The following is a 15,875-nucleotide window of genomic DNA, read 5'->3' on the forward strand; positions in this document are numbered from 1 at the left end:
TTCCCTCGACGGGCGAGCCGGTCGTGTGGACGGTCAGTGAATGATGCCGGTACGCAAGGCGACGGCCACCATTCCGGCCCGGTCGCCGGTGCCGAGCTTGCGGGCAATACGGGCGAGATGGCTCTTGACGGTCAGCGCCGACAACCCCATCGAGACACCGATGGCCTTGTTGGACTGGCCCTCCGCCACCAGCCGCAACACCTCGACCTCGCGCCCCGACAGCTCCCGGTAGCCGCCCGGGTGGCCGGGGGCGCCCGGGGGACGGCGCTGCATACGGGCCGCGTTGGCGCCGATCGGCGAGGCGCCGGGGCGGCCGGGCAGGCCCAGGTTGGTACGGGTGCCGGTGACGACATAGCCCTTGACGCCGCCGGCCAGGGCGTTGCGTACGGCACCGATGTCGTCGGCCGCGGACAGTGCGAGGCCGTTGGGCCACCCCGCCGCCCGGGTCTCGGACAGCAGCGTGAGGCCGGAGCCGTCGGGCAGGTGGACGTCGGCAACGCAGATGTCGCGCGGATTGCCGACGCGGGGACGAGCCTCCGCGATCGACGACGCCTCGATCACGTCGCGCACTCCGAGAGCCCACAGGTGGCGGGTGACGGTGGAGCGCACGCGAGGGTCGGCCACGACGACCATGGCCGTCGGCTTGTTCGGGCGGTAGGCGACCAGGCTCGAAGGTTGCTCGAGAAGAACAGACACCGGGCCTCCTGGGGGGAGTGGCGGGGGACGGATACCGGCTTGGGGGAGCCGGAATGATCCGTGTTTGAAGGGTCACTGACCTCTTCGGCAGCAATCCGGCGGGACTTTAGACTTTGATCACGATTTAGTTAGGGGCAATTCGGGCAAATCGGATGCATGATCGATCAGGGTGAGTACCCGGTGCGCACCGAGATGATCAAAGCCGTACGAGATGCCGCCCGGACGTCATCACCGGGCCGCGTCACCGGAACTCGTCAGGGGGAGGCGGTGGGGCGGGCGGGCAGCGAAACGCGCACCGGGCCGGCGGTGTGCGAACACCGCCGGCCCGGTCCGGGGAGCGTGGAATTCAGCGGGGCTGGGCGCCCCGGCGCTGCGGCAGCGGGACGATCCCGCCACGCGTCGTCATATCGAGCGGGGCCGGCGGCAGACCCGCGACCTGGCACAGCAGATCGCACCACGCCGACAGATGCGCCGCCAGATCCGGCACCCCGCCGGGGCCCTCGGACGGCGTCCAGGACGCCCGGATCTCGATCTGGGTCGCCGGCTCACGCGCCGCGAGCCCGCCGAAGTAGTGCGAGCCGGCCCGGGTGACCGTCCCGCTCGGTGCGCCGTAGTGCACCCCGCGCGCGTCCAGCGCCCCCGTGAGCCACGACCAGGACACCTCCGGCAACAGCGGATCGGCGCCCATCTCCGGCTCCAGCTCCGCCCGTGCCAGCGTCACCACCCGGAACGTGCCGTGCCAGGTCTCGTCCCCGGCCGGGTTGTGCAGCACCACCAGCCGGCCGTCCGCCAGATCCCGGTCCTCGCCGTCCGGACCCGCGCCGCGCTCGACGACCGCCGCCTCCAGCGCGTACGCGAACGGGGCGAGCCGTTTCGGCGCGGGTGTCGGATCGATCTCGATCTCCGGCCGCAGCCGTGCCGCGCGGAGCGCCTCGACCGCCTGACGGAAGGGGATCGGGGCCTCGTCCGCGCTGTCCGCGAGGTGTTCGTGAGCCGCAGCCATGCCCGGAAGATTAGGCGGAACCGGGCCCGCATACGGGGAGGACACCCGGTGCGGCGTCGCCCATTCGGAGGCGCCCCCGGGCGCATGCGGAGATATCGGCCACCTGCCCCGATCGGCGGGCGGGCCGTCGTGCGAAGATTTGGGGCGTGAGCGCCAACCTCGGCCCCGCGGGCCAGCAGCAGACCGGTACGGAAGACTCGGCTTTTCTCAGGGCATGCCGACGGGAGCCGGTGCCGCACACCCCGGTGTGGTTCATGCGCCAGGCGGGGCGCTCACTCCCTGAATACCGCAAGGTCCGCGAGGGCATCGCGATGCTCGACTCGTGCATGCGGCCCGACCTGGTCACCGAGATCACCCTTCAGCCCGTCCGCCGCCACAACGTCGACGCCGCCATCTACTTCAGCGACATCGTCGTCCCCCTCAAGGCCATCGGCATCGACCTCGACATCAAGCCCGGCGTCGGCCCGGTCGTCGAGAACCCGATCCGCACCCGCGCCGATCTTGAGCAGCTGCGCCCGCTGGAGTCCGGCGACGTCCCGTACGTCACCGAGGCCATCGGCATGCTCGTCCGCGAGCTGGGCGGCACCCCGCTGATCGGCTTCGCCGGTGCGCCCTTCACGCTCGCCAGCTACCTCGTCGAGGGCGGCCCGTCGCGCAACCACGAGCGCACCAAGGCCCTCATGTACGGCGACCCGCAGCTGTGGGCCGACCTCCTGGACCGGCTCGCCGACATCACCGCCACCTTCCTCCAGGTCCAGATCGCGGCCGGGGCGAGCGCGGTGCAGCTCTTCGACTCCTGGGTCGGCGCGCTCTCGCCGGCCGACTACCGCCGCTCCGTGATGCCGGCCTCCGCCAAGGTCTTCCGGGCCGTCGAGGGCCTGGGCGTGCCGCGGATCCACTTCGGTGTCGGCACCGGTGAACTCCTCGGCCTGCTGGGCGAGGCGGGCGCGGATGTCGTCGGCGTCGACTGGCGGGTCCCGCTGGACGAGGCGGCCCGCCGCGTCGGCCCCGGCAAGGCGCTCCAGGGCAACATCGACCCGGCCGTGCTCTTCGCCCCCCGCGAGGCCGTCGAGACCAAGGCCCGCGAGGTCCTCGACGCCGCCGCCGGCCTGGAGGGCCACATCTTCAACCTCGGCCACGGCGTCCTGCCGACCACCGACCCGGACGCGCTGACCCGCCTGGTCGAGTACGTCCACACACAGACGGCGAGCTGACCGGAACCACCCCCGCCGCCGGGGCGTCGTCAAGATCATGCATGTCTCCGCCGACGCCCCGACAGCCGACCTCGCCGCCGCCTGGCAGCTGGTCGATCACCGCTCCACCGCCGGGACGGCCGATCCGGTCGTCCTCGACTGTGTGCGCCGGCTCGCCGCCGACCCGGGTGGCGAGCACGCCGCCGAGTGGGTCTACGGGTTGCTCTCGATGACCCGGTACCTCGCCACGAGGGCGGATGACGCGACGGCCGGGCAGGTCGCGGAGGTGCTGCGCACGGCGGCCCGCGCCCTGGACGGCCCGCCCTGCGACCACCGCAGCCACCCCTACGAAGGCGCCCTGGAGCAGCTCGATTTCGATGAGCTCCAGTTGGCCGGCAGCGCTCCGGATGTGGTGCTCCTCGGCAACGGCACGCCGACCGAGGCGGACCCGGAGTGGCGGGAGCCGGGCACCAAGGAGGAGTACCGCTGCCCGCGCGCCGTCGCGGTGTTCGCGCGGATCGCCGCCGAGATCATCGTCCCCGGGACCCCGCAGGGCATTCCCGAGCGCATTCCGGACCACTACGAGGACTGCATCGAGGACCTCGCGTCGGTCCTGCACGGCTATCCGAGCGGCGGCGCCGAGCCCGCGTACGAGATCACCGCCGGGGCCGGTCTCCCCGCGCACCCCACCACGGGAGCCCTCGCCGGGCACCTCGCCCTGCTCCGCGCCGGATGCTGGGAGGCCGTTTCCGGGACGATCAGGCCGCGCTGGGTGCTGGACGACATGATCGGGACGCTGGAAGACGCGCTGCGGGAGCTGGCGGGCGCGACCTGTTCCCACGGCGACGGCGACCACCCCGAGCTCTCCGGCGACCCGGATACCGACGCCGGCACCGGCTACCACCTCCTTACCCCGGGCGGCCGCGCCCTGCTCCAGCGCAGTTACGAGGACGGCATCGAGGACGCGCCACCCGCCGCCTGGACCTGCCGCGCCCATCTGGAGGAGCTCGCCCGCGACACCCTCGGCCATCTCACCGCGGCCCGCGACCGGTTCTTCGGCGAGCGCCGCACGGCGTACCTGGACGCGGAGTGCCTGGGCCCCGACGGGACCTGGGACGCGGCGCGGCTGGCGGGAGTGCTGCGCGGCGCTGCCGAGGGCGAGGAGCGGACCGAGGACCTCGGGCTGTGGGCGGCCCGCCGCTTCGCGGGCGGCCCGGGCACCGCCCATGAACGGCTCATGCTGTTCCTGACCGTGTGTCACAGCCTGGACCTCGCCTACCCGGACCCGCCGCCGTCCGTCTACCGCGAGCTGCGCCCCGTTCTGGAGAGCGCCGTCGCAGCGGTGCCGGAGACGTGCCCGCACGGGGACGTGCACCCGGGAGCGGGGGCCGGTCTGCCCGGCGCGGCCGGTGCGCACCTCGCTCACCTCTGTGCCCCGGAGAGCCTCCCCGCCCCGGAGGGCGCGCGGGAGCCGGACGCCTGGGCCTGCCCCCGGAACCTCGCGCCGCTCGCCGAGGAGTGGCTGGAGTGGTGTGACACCTGGGACGAGGCCGCGGAGGACGGGTACGGCGAGGACGACGACTGAACCGGGGCGGGCGGGCGCCGTACCGCGGTGTCAGGCCCCGGCGGCCCGTACGGCTCCGGCCGCCTTGCGGGCCGCCACCAGGACGGGGTCCCAGACCGGGGAGAACGGCGGGGCGTAGCCGAGGTCGAGGGCGGTCATCCGCTCCACCGTCATACCGGCCGTGAGCGCGACCGCCGCGATGTCCACCCGCTTGCCGGCGCCCTCGCGGCCGACGATCTGCACCCCCAGCAACCGGCCCGTCCGGCGCTCGGCGAGCATCTTGACGTGCATCGGGCGGGCACCGGGGTAGTAGCCGGCGCGGTTGGTGGCCTCGACGGTCGCCGTGACGAAACGCAGTCCGGCGGCCAGCACTTCACGCTCCAGCAGCCCGGTCCGGGCGATCTCCAGATCGCAGACCTTGCTGACGGCCGTGCCGACGACACCGGGGAAGGTGGCATAGCCGCCGCCCACATTGGCGCCGATGACCTGCCCGTGCTTGTTGGCGTGGGTGCCCAGCGCGATATGGCGGGTGCGCCCGGAGATCAGGTCCAGCACCTCCACGCAGTCGCCGCCCGCCCAGATGTGGTCCTGGCCGCGGACCCGCATCGCGAGATCGGTGAGCAGCCCGCCGGACTCGCCCAGCGGCAGCCCGGCCGTGGCGGCGAGCGTGGTCTCCGGCCGGACCCCCAGGCCCAGCACGACCACATCCGCCGGGTAGTCGCCGTCCTCGGTGGTGACCGCGCGGGCCCGCCCCTCCGGATCCGTCAGCACACCCGTGACGGTCGTCCCGCACACCGTCTCGATGCCCATCCCGCACATCGCCTCATGGACGAGCGCGCCCATGTCCGGGTCCAGGGTGGACATCGGCTGGGTGCTCTGCTCCAGGACGGTGACCTCATAACCGCGACGGATCAGCGCCTCGGCCATCTCCACGCCGATGTAGCCCGCGCCCACGACGACCGCCCGACGGCCGGACGACGCGTCGAGGGTGTCCAGCAGGGCCTGGCCGTCGTCGAGGGTCTGCACACCGTGCACCCCCGGCGCGTCGATCCCCGGCAGACCGGGGCGGCGCGGCCGCGCGCCGGTCGCCAGCACCAGCTTGTCGAAGCCGGTCCATGACTCCCGGCCGCCGTTGTCCAGCTCCCGGGTACGCACCCGGCCGCGGTCCAGGTCGAGTTCGGTGACTTCGGTACGCATCCGCAGATCGATGTCCCGGGCGCGGTGCTCCTCTGCCGTACGGGCGATCAGCGCGTCCGGGCCGTCGACGTCGCCGCCCACCCAGTACGGGATGCCGCAGGCGGAGTAGGAGGTGAAGTGGCCGCGCTCGAAGGCGGTGATCGCCAGTTCGCCGGGCTTGCGCAGCCGGCGTGCCTGCGATGCCGCGGACATCCCCGCCGCATCGCCCCCGACGACCACCAGCCGCTCCGTCGCCATGCCGGGTGCCCCTTCGCCGTGTGGGTGCTGCGTCGTGCGAGTGCGGTGCCGTGTGGGGGCGCCGGTGACTCCGTGTCCTGGAGGTGCCTGCCCGGTTCGCTACGTTACGGCCCGCACGGTGTCCGCGGGGGCCGGCCGGGCCCGCGCCGCGCGGCGGACCGGCCGTCCGGCCCGCCGCGGCGGGGGCTCAGCGCTCCAGGACCAGTGCGAGCCCCTGGCCCACACCGATGCACAGGGCGGCGAGCCCGGTACCCGAGCCCAGGGCGGCGAGCTGGTGGGCGACCGAGCCCGCGAGACGGGCGCCGGACGCGCCCAGCGGGTGCCCGATGGCGATGGCGCCGCCGCGCGGGTTCACCACCGCGGGGTCCAGCTCCGGCCACTGCCCGATACAGCCCAACGCCTGGGCCGCGAACGCCTCGTTGAGCTCGAAGGTGGCCACCTCGTCGAAGCCGCGCCCGGACCGCTCCAGCGCCCGCCGTACCGCCTCCACCGGGCCCAGGCCGAACAGCTGCGGCTCGACGCCGGTCACCGCGCTCGCGCGGATACGGGCCAGCGGCTCCCGCCCGGTGGCCCGCAGCCCCTCCTCGTCGACCAGCAGCAGCGCGGCCGCACCGTCGTTGAGCGGCGAGGAGTTCCCGGCGGTGACCGTGCCGCCGGCCGGGCGGAACACCGGCTTCAGCTTGGACAGCGACGTCAGGGAGGACGCCTCCCGGATCGCCTCGTCGCGCACCAGGTCCACGTCCGGCAGCGGTACGACCTCGGCGTCGTAGGCGCCCTCCTGCCAGGCACGCACCGCCTTCTGGTGGCTGGCCAGCGCGAACACGTCCTGCTGTTCGCGGGTGATGCCGTGCTGGTCGGCGATCAGCTCGGCGCCCTCGCCCAGCGCGACCGTCCACTCCGGCTGCATCCGCGGATTGACCATCCGCCAGCCCAGCGTCGAGGAGAACATCTCCTGATGGCCCGCTGGGTAGGCGCGTTCGGGCTTGCGCAGCACATAGGGCGCCCGGCTCATCGACTCCACGCCGCCCGCCACCGCGATATGCGCGTCGCCGTGCGCGATGGCGCGGGCCGCCTGGATGACCGCCTCCAGGCCCGACCCGCACAGCCGGTTCACGGTCACGCCGGGGACGGTCACCGGCAGCCCGGCCAGCAGCACCGCCATCCGCGCCACATTGCGGTTGTCCTCGCCCGCGCCGTTCGCATCGCCGAAGCAGACGTCGTCGATCCGCGCCGGATCGAGGTCCGGAGTGCGGTCGACCAGGGCCTTGAGCACATGGGCGGCGAGGTCGTCGGGCCGTACCCCGGCCAGCGCGCCGCCGTACTTGCCGACGGGGGTCCGTACGGCATCGACGATGTAGACATCCCGTACGCGTGGGTCGGTCATCAGGCGCTGTCCTCGCTGTCACGGCTCGGCATCGGTGCGGCGGTACGAAGATCGCCCGCCGACCACGAGTCTTTGCCCGTCGCCGCCCGCTGTCAACGGGGCTCCCGGTCACCTTCCGCCGCCGTCCCGGACGCGTCGGCCGACGCGGCGGCTCCGGGCGCATCCGCCGCCCCGTCCGCCGGCTGCGGGGTGGGCCCGCCGTCCGTCCTGCGACGCCGCCGCGTCGGCCGGAGCCGGTCGCGGACCAGCCGCCACAGCGCGTACACCAGGCCCGCGGCCACCGCGAAGGGCAGCACCGCGCCGACCGCCACCAGCACCCACCGCACGGCCGTCAGAAAGGCGTGCCAGCCGCCGGACAGCGCGTCTCCGAACGACGTCGGCCGGTCGTCACCGCGGTCCCCGGGGGCGGCGTCCGGCTGCCGCAGCAGCAGCGTGACGGTGGCCATCCCGGTGCTCTCCTTGAGCGACTTGAGCTGGGCCTCCAGCGACTCCAGATTCGCCTCCCGGGTGCTCAGTTCCGACTCCAGGGAGACGATGTCGCCGATCGTCGTGGCCTTCTCCATCAGCGCCCGGATCCGCGTCACACTGGCCCGCTGCGACCTGATGCGGCTGTCGGTGTCCACCACCTGGGAGGTGACGTCCTTCGCCGAGACCTCACGGGAGAGCAGCTTGCCCAGCCCGGCCAGCCGCCCCAGCACCCCGTCGTACTCGGCGGGCGGCACCCGCAGCACGATCCGCGACCGGTCATGGCCGGCGGCGTCGTGGTCGGTGGTCTCGTCGGCGGTGTACCCGCCCGCGCCGTCGACCGCCGCCCGCGCCCTGGCCAGTGCCGCCGCGATGTCCTCGGTCTGCACGGTGACGGTCGCGGTCCGGACGATCTGCGCGGGAACGGCCTTGGGGGCCTTGCCCGTCCGGCCGCCCGGCCGCGCGGCGCCGCCGTCCGCGGCCGCCCCGGCGCTCTGCCGCTCGCCCGCGGCCCGGCTCGGGGCGGCCGGCGCCTTGCCGGACACCGCCGAGTCCCGCGCGCTGTCGCCGCCCGGGGCGCTGCACCCGGCGACCGCCAGGGAGACGGCGAGCAGCACCCCCGCCGTGGCACCCCGCCGGCCCGCCGCCGCCCACCCGGACCGGAGGTTCCCGGCTCCCCTCGCCCGCACCGCTTCCCGCATGACGTCCCCCTTGAAGTGGCGTGCCGTTGTTGGCCCTTCGACGGGCCGCCGCCCACCGGGGTTGCCGTCCGCGGATCGCGATCCGGTCACGGTCGTGTCGGTGGGCTCTGAGAGAGTGGAGACATGAGCGCAGCGCACACCCGTACGGGCCGCGAGCCCGGTCATGCCGTCGTCATCGGTGGAGGCATCTCCGGGCTGGCGGGCGCGCACCGTTTGCTCGAAGGCGGCGCCCGGGTGACCGTCCTGGAGGCGTCCGGCCGGCTCGGCGGGAAGCTGCGCGCCGGTGCGATCGCCGGCGTCCCGGTCGATCTCGGTGCCGAATCGATGCTGGCCAGGCGCCCGGAGGCGGTGGACCTCGCGCGCGAGGTCGGGCTCGGCGACCGTCTTCAGCCGCCCGCCACGGCCAGTGCGTCGCTGTGGACCCGCGGTGCGCTGCGCCCGATGCCCAAGGGGCATGTCATGGGCGTCCCCGGGGACCTCGGTCTGCTCGCCGCCTCCGGGGTGATCTCGCCGGAGGGGATGGCGCGGATCGCCGAGGACGAGACGCTGGCGCGGACCGAGGCCGGCGAGGATGTCGCGGTCGGCGCGTATGTCGCCGCCCGGCTCGGCCGGGAGGTCGTCGACCGGCTCGTCGAGCCACTGCTCGGCGGTGTCTACGCGGGCGACGCCTACCGCATCTCGATGCGCGCCGCCGTCCCGCAGCTCTTCGAGGCCGCCCGTTCGCAGCGCTCCCTGATCGAGGGCGTACGGGCCATCCAGGCGCGTGCCGCCGCCACCGCACCTCCGGGCGGCCCGGACCGGACCCCGCCGGTCTTCATGGGCATCGACGGCGGGATCGGGACGCTGCCGTCCGCCGTCGCCGAGGCCGTCCGCCGGGCCGGCGGCGAGATCCACCTCGGGACCCCCGTCCAGGCCCTCCACTGGTCCGAGGGCGACGGCTGGTCCATCCGCCTGGGCGACCGGACGATCACGGCCGACGCGGTCGTCATGGCCACGCCCGCGGGCGCCGCGGCCGGCCTGCTGCGCACCGAGTGCCCCGACGCGGCCACCGCGCTGGACACCGTCGACTACGCCTCGATGGCGCTGGTCACCATGGCCTTCCGCCGCGCCGACCTGGACCGGGTGCCCGGCGGCAGCGGCTTCCTCGTACCGCCCGTCGACGGCCACCGCATCAAGGCCTCGACCTTCGCCAGCCACAAATGGGGCTGGATCGGCGCCGCCGACCCCGACCTCTTCGTGCTGCGCACCTCCCTCGGCAGGTACCAGGACACCGCCGACCTCCAGCGCGACGACTCCGAACTGGTCGGCCTCTCGCTCGCCGACCTCGGCGCGGCGGTCGGCCTGACCGCCCGCCCGGTGGCGACCACGGTCACCCGCTGGGAAGGCGGACTGCCGCAGTACGCCGTCGGCCATCTGGAGCGGGTCGCCGGGATCCGCGCGGCCCTCGCCCGGATGCCGGGCGCGCTGCGGGTGTGCGGCGCGGTCTACGACGGCGTCGGCATCCCGGCCTGCGTCGGCTCGGCGCGCCGCGCCGCGGACGAACTGCTCGGCACCCTGACGCCGGACGCCGTGCCCGCCGAGTGAGAATGGACCACATGACAGACGCTTCCACTCCCGCTTCCGCGCCGCAGACCCCCGCGGCGCCCGAGAAGGTGCCGCACGCCGGCAAGAAGGCCAAGGACCTCAACGAGGTCATCCGCTACACCCTCTGGTCCGTGTTCAAGCTGCGCGACGTCCTCCCGGAGGACCGCAGCGGCTACGCCGACGAGGTCGAGGAGCTGTTCGCGCAGCTCGCGGCCAAGGATGTGGTGGTCCGCGGCACCTACGACGTGTCCGGTCTGCGGGCCGACGCGGACCTGATGATCTGGTGGCACTCGGAGAGCTCGGACGCCCTCCAGGAGGCGTACAACCTCTTCCGCCGGACCCGTCTGGGCCGTGCGCTGGAGCCGGTGTGGTCGAACATGGCGCTGCACCGCCCCGCCGAGTTCAACAAGTCGCACATCCCGGCCTTCCTCGCCGACGAGCAGCCGCGCGCCTATGTGAGCGTCTACCCCTTCGTGCGCTCCTACGAGTGGTACCTCCTCCCCGACGAGGACCGCCGCCGGATGCTGGCCGACCACGGCAAGATGGCCCGCGGCTTCCCGGACGTGCGCGCCAACACCGTGCCGTCCTTCTCGCTCGGCGACTACGAGTGGGTGCTGGCCTTCGAGGCCGATGAGCTGTACCGCATCGTCGACCTGATGCGTCATCTGCGCGGCTCCGAGGCGCGGATGCACGTCCGCGAGGAGATCCCGTTCTACACGGGGCGGCGCAAGCCGGTCGCCGAGCTGGTCGCGGGTCTGGCGTAACGGGACGCGCGGGTCCGGCCGGGCGCGTCCGGCCGAGGTCCCGGACACCGCACCGCGGGCCGCCCCCTCAGGGACGGCCCGCGGCGCTGTGCGGGGTCGGCTACTTCCCGGGCAGGGCGTGCTGGGCCCTGGTCGCCTGCTGGCCCGGCAGCGGCTCCGCGCGCGGTGCGCAGTAGACCTTGTGCGCCGGGATCTTCCCGTGCAGCAGATACGCCTCGGCGTACTTGTTCACACAGGCGTTGTCGTTGAACGCGACGCCGTGGGTGCCCGCGCCGTTCTCGGTGACCAGCGAGGAGCCGGGCAGCCGGCGCTGGAGCTCCAGCGCCCCCCGGTACGGCGTCGCCGCGTCCCGCTCGGCCGCCAGCAGCAGCACCGGCGGCAGCGCACCGGGCTCCGTATGGACATCGAGCGGACCACGCCGCCCATGGAGCGCTTCATCGACCTGGGTCCTGGCCACATGGCCGGCGACATCGGCCAGGTCCCGCCCGGCGGCGGGATGGTCCGCGCGGCGCACCGCGTCGTCGAGCTCGGCCGCGGCCGACGCCGGCCGGTCCGGCCAGTAGGCGCACGGCAGATTCATCCAGGCGTTGTCCCAGGTCTCGAACGGGGCGATCCGGGCGATCTCCGTGTTGTCCCGGTTCCAGGTCCGCCAGTCGTGCGGCCAGGGCGCGTCATTGCACTCCACGGCCGCGTAGACGGCGTTGCTGTTCTCGTCGGCGGCGGCGCCGGTGTCCCGGGGCAGGGCCTGGGCGATCAGCGGCTTGGGGTTGCCGTGCAGGTACCCCGCGAGCGCCTCGGCGCGCATCGGCCAGAAGGCGTCGTTGTAGCCGGTCTTCAGGAACGCCGACTGGAGCTGGCCGGGGCCGATCTTCCCGTTGAGGGGTGTGCGGCGCAGCTTGCCCGCGGCCTTGTTGTAGGCCTGCTGCACCGCCTTCTTGGTGGTGCCGAGGTGGTACTGCGCGTTGTGCCGGGCGACCCAGCCCAGCCAGTCGCCCCAGCGGCGTTCGAAGGCGATGTCCTGGTCGAGGTTGTTCCGGTACCAGATCTTGTGGGGCGCGGGGTTGACCACACTGTCGAAGATCATCCGCCGTACGTGGCCGGGGAAGAGCGTCGCGTAGAGCGCACCGAAGTACGTCCCGTACGAGGCGCCCATGAACGTCAGCCTCTTCTCGCCGAGCGCGGCCCGCAGCATGTCCAGGTCACGGGCGTTGTTGACGGAGTTGTAGTACGGCAGGTCCGCGCCGGCCCGGCGGACACAGCCGCGGGCGTACGCCCTGGCCTCCGTCCGCTTCTTGCGCTTGAAGGCGGCATCGGGGTGCATCCGGCTGTCGGTGGGTGCCTTGGCGAACTCCTTGGGGTTCTGGCACGACAGCGGCGCGGAGCGGCCCACACCCCGTGGCGCGTAGCCCACGAAGTCATAGGCACGGGCCACCTTGCGCCACTTGGGCAGCGCCCCGTAGAGCGGGAACTCCATGCTGGATGCGCCGGGGCCGCCGGGGTTGAAGACCAGCGCGCCCTGCCGTTCGCCGCGCGCCGTGGCGCGGATCCGGCTGACGGTGAGGTGGATCTTCTTGCCGTCGGGGCGCGCGTAGTCGAGAGGAACGGTGAGTCGGCCGCACTCGACGGTCGACGGCAGATGCTCCACCGCGGCGCAGCGGCCGAATTCGATGCGGTGCGGAACGGGTGCGGGTGGCGCGGCGGCGGCCCCGGTGGCGCCGCCTGCCGGGGCAGTGGCGAGGGCGGTCACCAGCAGCGACCCGATGGTGCCGTACAACGCAAGTGCTCTCACTGGCCGTCCCTTCGTGTGTGCATACAAAAGGGATAGTTGGGGCGGCGATTGTCGTTGTAAAGCACCTGGTGCCGGTGTCGGAGGCTATGCCCCGGAAGAGTGGAGCGCGGCGCGCAAGGCGGGATCGGTGAGGGCGGCGGGGCCTCGTAGGGCAAGAGTGACGAGGGAGGCGGGCGTGGCAGGGGCGGCGGGGGAGTGGCCCACCCCGGGCAGTTGCCGCTCGCCGGCGGTGGTGGCCCAGTCGCTGTACGGGTGGAGCTCGAAGCGGGCCACGGCCCAGGTCCCGAGGGTGAGGATCAGCGGCAGCGAGAACCAGGCCAGGAGCAGCCCGGCGTCCGTGCCGGCCGGTGCCATCCAGTAGGACGCGGCGGCGGTCAGCAGCACCAGCAGGGCGGCGCCCTGCACCAGGCGGACGGCGCTGCCGACGCCCGGACGGACCGCGGCCGGCACCGCCAGCCCGTCGGTCACCAACCGGTCGGCCACCTGCCGCACCGCGTCGTCGCCGACCAGGGCGTCCCGTATCGCCGGTATGCGGCGCTGCCCGTCGGGGCCGATGGCGGTGAGGGCGGCGCGCTCGACGGCGTCCTTGCCGACCGGGTCGACGACGGTGGCCCAGCCGGTGTCGGCGAGCAGCAGCCGCCGCTGCTGGGCCATCAGCACCAGCACCACGTCGGCGAGCCGGTGCGGGCCGCCCGACAGGTACGCCATCTCGTACAGGGTCAGACCGGGGCCGCGGCGCGCGGCGGCCGCGTCCGGGACGGTCTCGGGAGCCGGCCGCGGGGCGGGCCCGGGGGTGGCACGGGCCGCGGCGACCGCCGCACGGCAGAGCAGCGCACAGGACAGCACCGCCGCGGAACAGGCGACGAGGAAGAAGAGCAGCCACATGTCGGAGTTTTTATGCGATGTGCCGCAACGGCCGCCACAAAATTTCTCAGCATGCGGGCAGGTGTCCGCCGGGTTCAGCCGCCCCCGCAGCCTCCGCCGCCACAGCTCGACCCGCCCCCGCACGACGAACCGCCCCCACAGCTCGACCCGCCGCCGCACGACGAGCCGCCGCTGCCGCACCCGGACCCGCTGCCGGAGGAGCCGCACCAGGAGCCACCGTCGCTCCCCGAGCCGCCCCCGGAGGTATCGGACGCGGAGCCGCCGGACGACGCGGAGCCGCTGCCCGCCGCGGCCCGCTGCGCCTCCTCGAACTGCTGCCGCAGCAACTCGTCCGCGATCAGCGCCGTACCGCCGAGCGCCACCACCAGCCCGGCGGGCTGCCAGACCCCGCCCCCGCCCGCATGTGCCTGCGCCACCTTCGCGGTGTGCAGGGCGAACGACCCCGCCTTCGTGACCCGCCGGGTGACCGCCTTCCGGCACACCGACGCCACGACCAGACCGCCGATCAGCGCGGGCGCGGTCGTGACGACCGGCGGCACCGCGAACCCGTCGCCCCCGCCGGACCCGGTGACCGCGAGCAGCACACCCACGAAGAAGAGCACCCCGCACAGCGTCATCTGGACGCCCGCCCACCGGCGCCAGCCCCGGCCGAGCTGCGGCCGGCGCAGCAGCCCGCGGGCCGCCAGCCCGTCGCCGACGGCCTGCACCGCCGGGCTGCGCATCGCCGTGGCCCGCAGCGCGGCCAGCGCCCCGCCGGGCGTCCGGGCGATCGCGTCCAGCACCGCCGCCTCGACGGCGTCCCGGGCGAGCGCCTGGCGCACGGTCACCACACCGGGGCCGCCCACGGCCAGCCGGCCGTCCTCATGCATCCCGGCGAGCGCGGCGTCCACCACCCGCCCGGGGCCGCCGGCCAGGAACGCCATCTCCCACACGTCATGGGCCAGGACATCGGTCCGCGGGACGGACGGGGTGCGCAGCCGCACCGATAGGGCGCCGACGATCAGCAGCAGCGACGAGGCGGCGATCCCCGCGTATACGGCCTGGGGGTAGGACATCGCGGTCACCCCCGTCGCCGGAAGAGCCGCAGGGCGCGCACCAGCCGGGCCACGGGCCGCGCGGACGGCGGCTTCGGGCCCGCACGATCCCGCCACCAGCGCGTCAACTCCCGCCGCGCGACCGGGTCTTCGGGCCGCCCCTGGGCCAGCAGGTACGCCGCGAAGTCCAGGGCGTCCTGGCGGTAGCCGCCGCTCATGGGCCGGTTCCGGGCATGGTCCGCGAAGGCGGCCCGGTAGTCAGTGCCGAGGATCTCCGGCAGTTCGGGCGCGACCTTGGCGACCACGTCGGCCCGCTTGGCGGCCAGCGCCCGGCTCTGCACCCGCAGCCGGGCGTGGTCGAAACCCTCGGGGGCGGGCGTCCCGGCGACCAGCGCGGACAGCAGCGCGGTCTGCGCCAGGGCCAGCCGCCGGCGGGCGGCTCGGGTGTCGGTGGGGCTGTCCACTCCGGCCTCCACTACGGACGCGATGTCCGGCGCCGCCTCAAGCCGCCCGGTCATGGCGGGCCTCCTTCAGCACGGTGCGTATCGCATCGAGTTCACCGGCCAGTTCCCCGCCTCCGGGGAAGTCGTCGTCCCGCTCCAGCAGCACCCCGGGCGGGGTGGTCCGGTCACACAGCGCGGCGAGTACGTCCAGGACGGGCCGGGTCACCGGATGGGCGTGGCTGTCGTGCCACACCCCGTCGCGCTCCACCCCGCCCGCGACATGGACGTAGGCGAGGGCGTCCAGCGGCAGCTCGTCGAGGGCGGTCTGCGGGTCCTCGCCCCGGTTGATGTGGTTCGTGTGGAGGTTGGCGACATCGATCAGCAGCCGCACCCCGGTCCGCTCGACGAGCTCGGTCAGGAACTGCCCCTCGGTCAGCTCCTCGCCCGGCCAGTTGATGAGCGCGGCGATGTTCTCCAGGGCCAGCGGCACCGGCAGGGCGTCCTGGGCGATCCGTACGTTCGCGCACAGCACGTCCAGCGCGTCCCGGGTCCGCGGTACCGGCAGCAGATGCCCGGCCTCCATACGGGGCGAGGCGGTGAGCGGACCGCCCGCCCGTACGAAGGCGATGTGCTCGGTGACCAGCGGTGCGCCGAGGGCTTCGGCGCGCTCGGCGAGCGCGGTCAGCCGGCCGGGGTCCGGACGGTCGGCGCCCCCGAGGCCGAGCGAGACCCCGTGCGGGATCACGGTCGTACCGCGCTGACGCAACTCCTCCAGGGCGTACGGCAGGTGGCCCGGGCAGATGTTCTCCGCGACCACCTCGACCCAGTCCACCCCGGGCAGCTCCGCGATCTCCGCGGCGATTTCCGGCCGCCAGCCGATTCCCGTACCCAGGCGCTCCATGGCTCCCCCTCTCGCTCCGTGGTGTCGTACTCATG

Annotated in this window: 12 protein-coding genes and 1 pseudogene; 4 read left to right on the forward strand and 9 right to left on the reverse strand. The window is 74.1% G+C overall.

What is annotated here, in order from left to right; genetic code table 11:
• Positions 1-33: 33 nt before the first annotated feature.
• Positions 34-696 carry a response regulator transcription factor gene (locus QT196_RS30620; RefSeq protein ID WP_018088879.1) on the reverse strand — a complete coding sequence of 221 codons (663 nt, stop codon included), beginning with the start codon at positions 694-696 and terminating at the stop codon, positions 34-36.
• A gap of 346 nt (positions 697-1,042) precedes the next feature.
• A complete protein-coding gene (locus tag QT196_RS30625; protein ID WP_168481850.1) occupies positions 1,043-1,699 on the reverse strand; it encodes a DUF3000 domain-containing protein in 657 nt (218 codons plus the stop codon).
• Positions 1,700-1,845: 146 nt separating this feature from the next.
• Between QT196_RS30625 and hemE the strand changes: the two genes are divergently transcribed.
• The gene (gene hemE, locus QT196_RS30630) at positions 1,846-2,913 is read left to right on the forward strand and encodes a uroporphyrinogen decarboxylase (protein ID WP_168481852.1); all 1,068 of its coding nucleotides are present in this window, start codon (positions 1,846-1,848) and stop codon (positions 2,911-2,913) included.
• A gap of 37 nt (positions 2,914-2,950) precedes the next feature.
• A complete protein-coding gene (locus tag QT196_RS30635) occupies positions 2,951-4,477 on the forward strand; it encodes a hypothetical protein (RefSeq protein ID WP_168481853.1) in 1,527 nt (508 codons plus the stop codon).
• 30 nt (positions 4,478-4,507) lie between these two features.
• Here the strand turns inward: QT196_RS30635 and QT196_RS30640 are convergent, their stop codons facing one another.
• From QT196_RS30640 to QT196_RS30650, 3 genes are all read right to left on the reverse strand, one after another.
• Positions 4,508-5,890: an FAD-dependent oxidoreductase gene (locus QT196_RS30640; RefSeq protein WP_290356080.1), complete on the reverse strand. Its 1,383-nt coding sequence runs from the start codon at positions 5,888-5,890 to the stop codon at positions 4,508-4,510.
• Positions 5,891-6,077: 187 nt separating this feature from the next.
• Positions 6,078-7,274: a thiolase family protein gene (locus QT196_RS30645; RefSeq protein WP_168481858.1), complete on the reverse strand. Its 1,197-nt coding sequence runs from the start codon at positions 7,272-7,274 to the stop codon at positions 6,078-6,080.
• Between the two features lie 92 nt (positions 7,275-7,366).
• Positions 7,367-8,440, reverse strand: coding sequence for a DUF4349 domain-containing protein (locus QT196_RS30650; protein ID WP_266731681.1), 1,074 nt, complete (start codon positions 8,438-8,440; stop codon positions 7,367-7,369).
• 123 nt (positions 8,441-8,563) lie between these two features.
• Here QT196_RS30650 and hemG point away from each other — a divergent pair, with 123 nt between their 5' ends.
• Both hemG and hemQ read left to right on the forward strand, forming a co-directional pair.
• A complete protein-coding gene (hemG, locus tag QT196_RS30655; RefSeq protein WP_290356081.1) occupies positions 8,564-10,024 on the forward strand; it encodes a protoporphyrinogen oxidase in 1,461 nt (486 codons plus the stop codon).
• 11 nt (positions 10,025-10,035) lie between these two features.
• Positions 10,036-10,788 carry a hydrogen peroxide-dependent heme synthase gene (gene hemQ / locus QT196_RS30660; protein WP_042160056.1) on the forward strand — a complete coding sequence of 251 codons (753 nt, stop codon included), beginning with the start codon at positions 10,036-10,038 and terminating at the stop codon, positions 10,786-10,788.
• Positions 10,789-10,888: 100 nt separating this feature from the next.
• Here hemQ and QT196_RS30665 read toward each other — a convergent pair whose 3' ends face one another.
• The 4 genes and pseudogenes from QT196_RS30665 to QT196_RS39425 form a co-directional block, all read right to left on the reverse strand.
• Entirely contained in the window at positions 10,889-12,577 is a 1,689-nt protein-coding gene (locus QT196_RS30665; RefSeq protein ID WP_290356082.1) for an alpha/beta hydrolase, read from the reverse strand.
• A gap of 84 nt (positions 12,578-12,661) precedes the next feature.
• Positions 12,662-13,462 (reverse strand): TIGR04222 domain-containing membrane protein, encoded by an 801-nt coding sequence (locus QT196_RS30670; RefSeq protein ID WP_290356083.1) that lies wholly within the window; start codon positions 13,460-13,462, stop codon positions 12,662-12,664.
• A 74-nt stretch (positions 13,463-13,536) separates the two neighbouring features.
• Entirely contained in the window at positions 13,537-14,517 is a 981-nt protein-coding gene (locus tag QT196_RS30675) for a TIGR04222 domain-containing membrane protein (RefSeq protein WP_290356084.1), read from the reverse strand.
• A 5-nt stretch (positions 14,518-14,522) separates the two neighbouring features.
• Positions 14,523-15,840: pseudogene (locus QT196_RS39425) on the reverse strand (DUF692 domain-containing protein).
• Positions 15,841-15,875: the final 35 nt, after the last annotated feature.

Origin of the sequence: Streptomyces sp. P9-2B-2 (genome assembly GCF_030406865.1) — a bacterium.
GTDB classification, from domain to species: Bacteria; Actinomycetota; Actinomycetes; order Streptomycetales; family Streptomycetaceae; genus Streptomyces; species Streptomyces platensis.

Excerpts from the sequence above, each read along its gene's own strand:
- hemQ (WP_042160056.1), top strand. The coding sequence starts at position 10,036 with ATGACAGACGCTTCCACTCCCGCTTCCGCGCCGCAGACCCCCGCGGCG.
- hemG (WP_290356081.1), top strand. The coding sequence starts at position 8,564 with ATGAGCGCAGCGCACACCCGTACGGGCCGCGAGCCCGGTCATGCCGTC.
- QT196_RS30635 (WP_168481853.1), top strand. The coding sequence starts at position 2,951 with ATGCATGTCTCCGCCGACGCCCCGACAGCCGACCTCGCCGCCGCCTGG.
- QT196_RS30650 (WP_266731681.1), bottom strand. The coding sequence starts at position 8,440 with ATGCGGGAAGCGGTGCGGGCGAGGGGAGCCGGGAACCTCCGGTCCGGG.
- QT196_RS30670 (WP_290356083.1), bottom strand. The coding sequence starts at position 13,462 with ATGTGGCTGCTCTTCTTCCTCGTCGCCTGTTCCGCGGCGGTGCTGTCC.
- QT196_RS30625 (WP_168481850.1), bottom strand. The coding sequence starts at position 1,699 with ATGGCTGCGGCTCACGAACACCTCGCGGACAGCGCGGACGAGGCCCCG.
- QT196_RS30675 (WP_290356084.1), bottom strand. The coding sequence starts at position 14,517 with ATGTCCTACCCCCAGGCCGTATACGCGGGGATCGCCGCCTCGTCGCTG.
- QT196_RS30645 (WP_168481858.1), bottom strand. The coding sequence starts at position 7,274 with ATGACCGACCCACGCGTACGGGATGTCTACATCGTCGATGCCGTACGG.
- QT196_RS30640 (WP_290356080.1), bottom strand. The coding sequence starts at position 5,890 with ATGGCGACGGAGCGGCTGGTGGTCGTCGGGGGCGATGCGGCGGGGATG.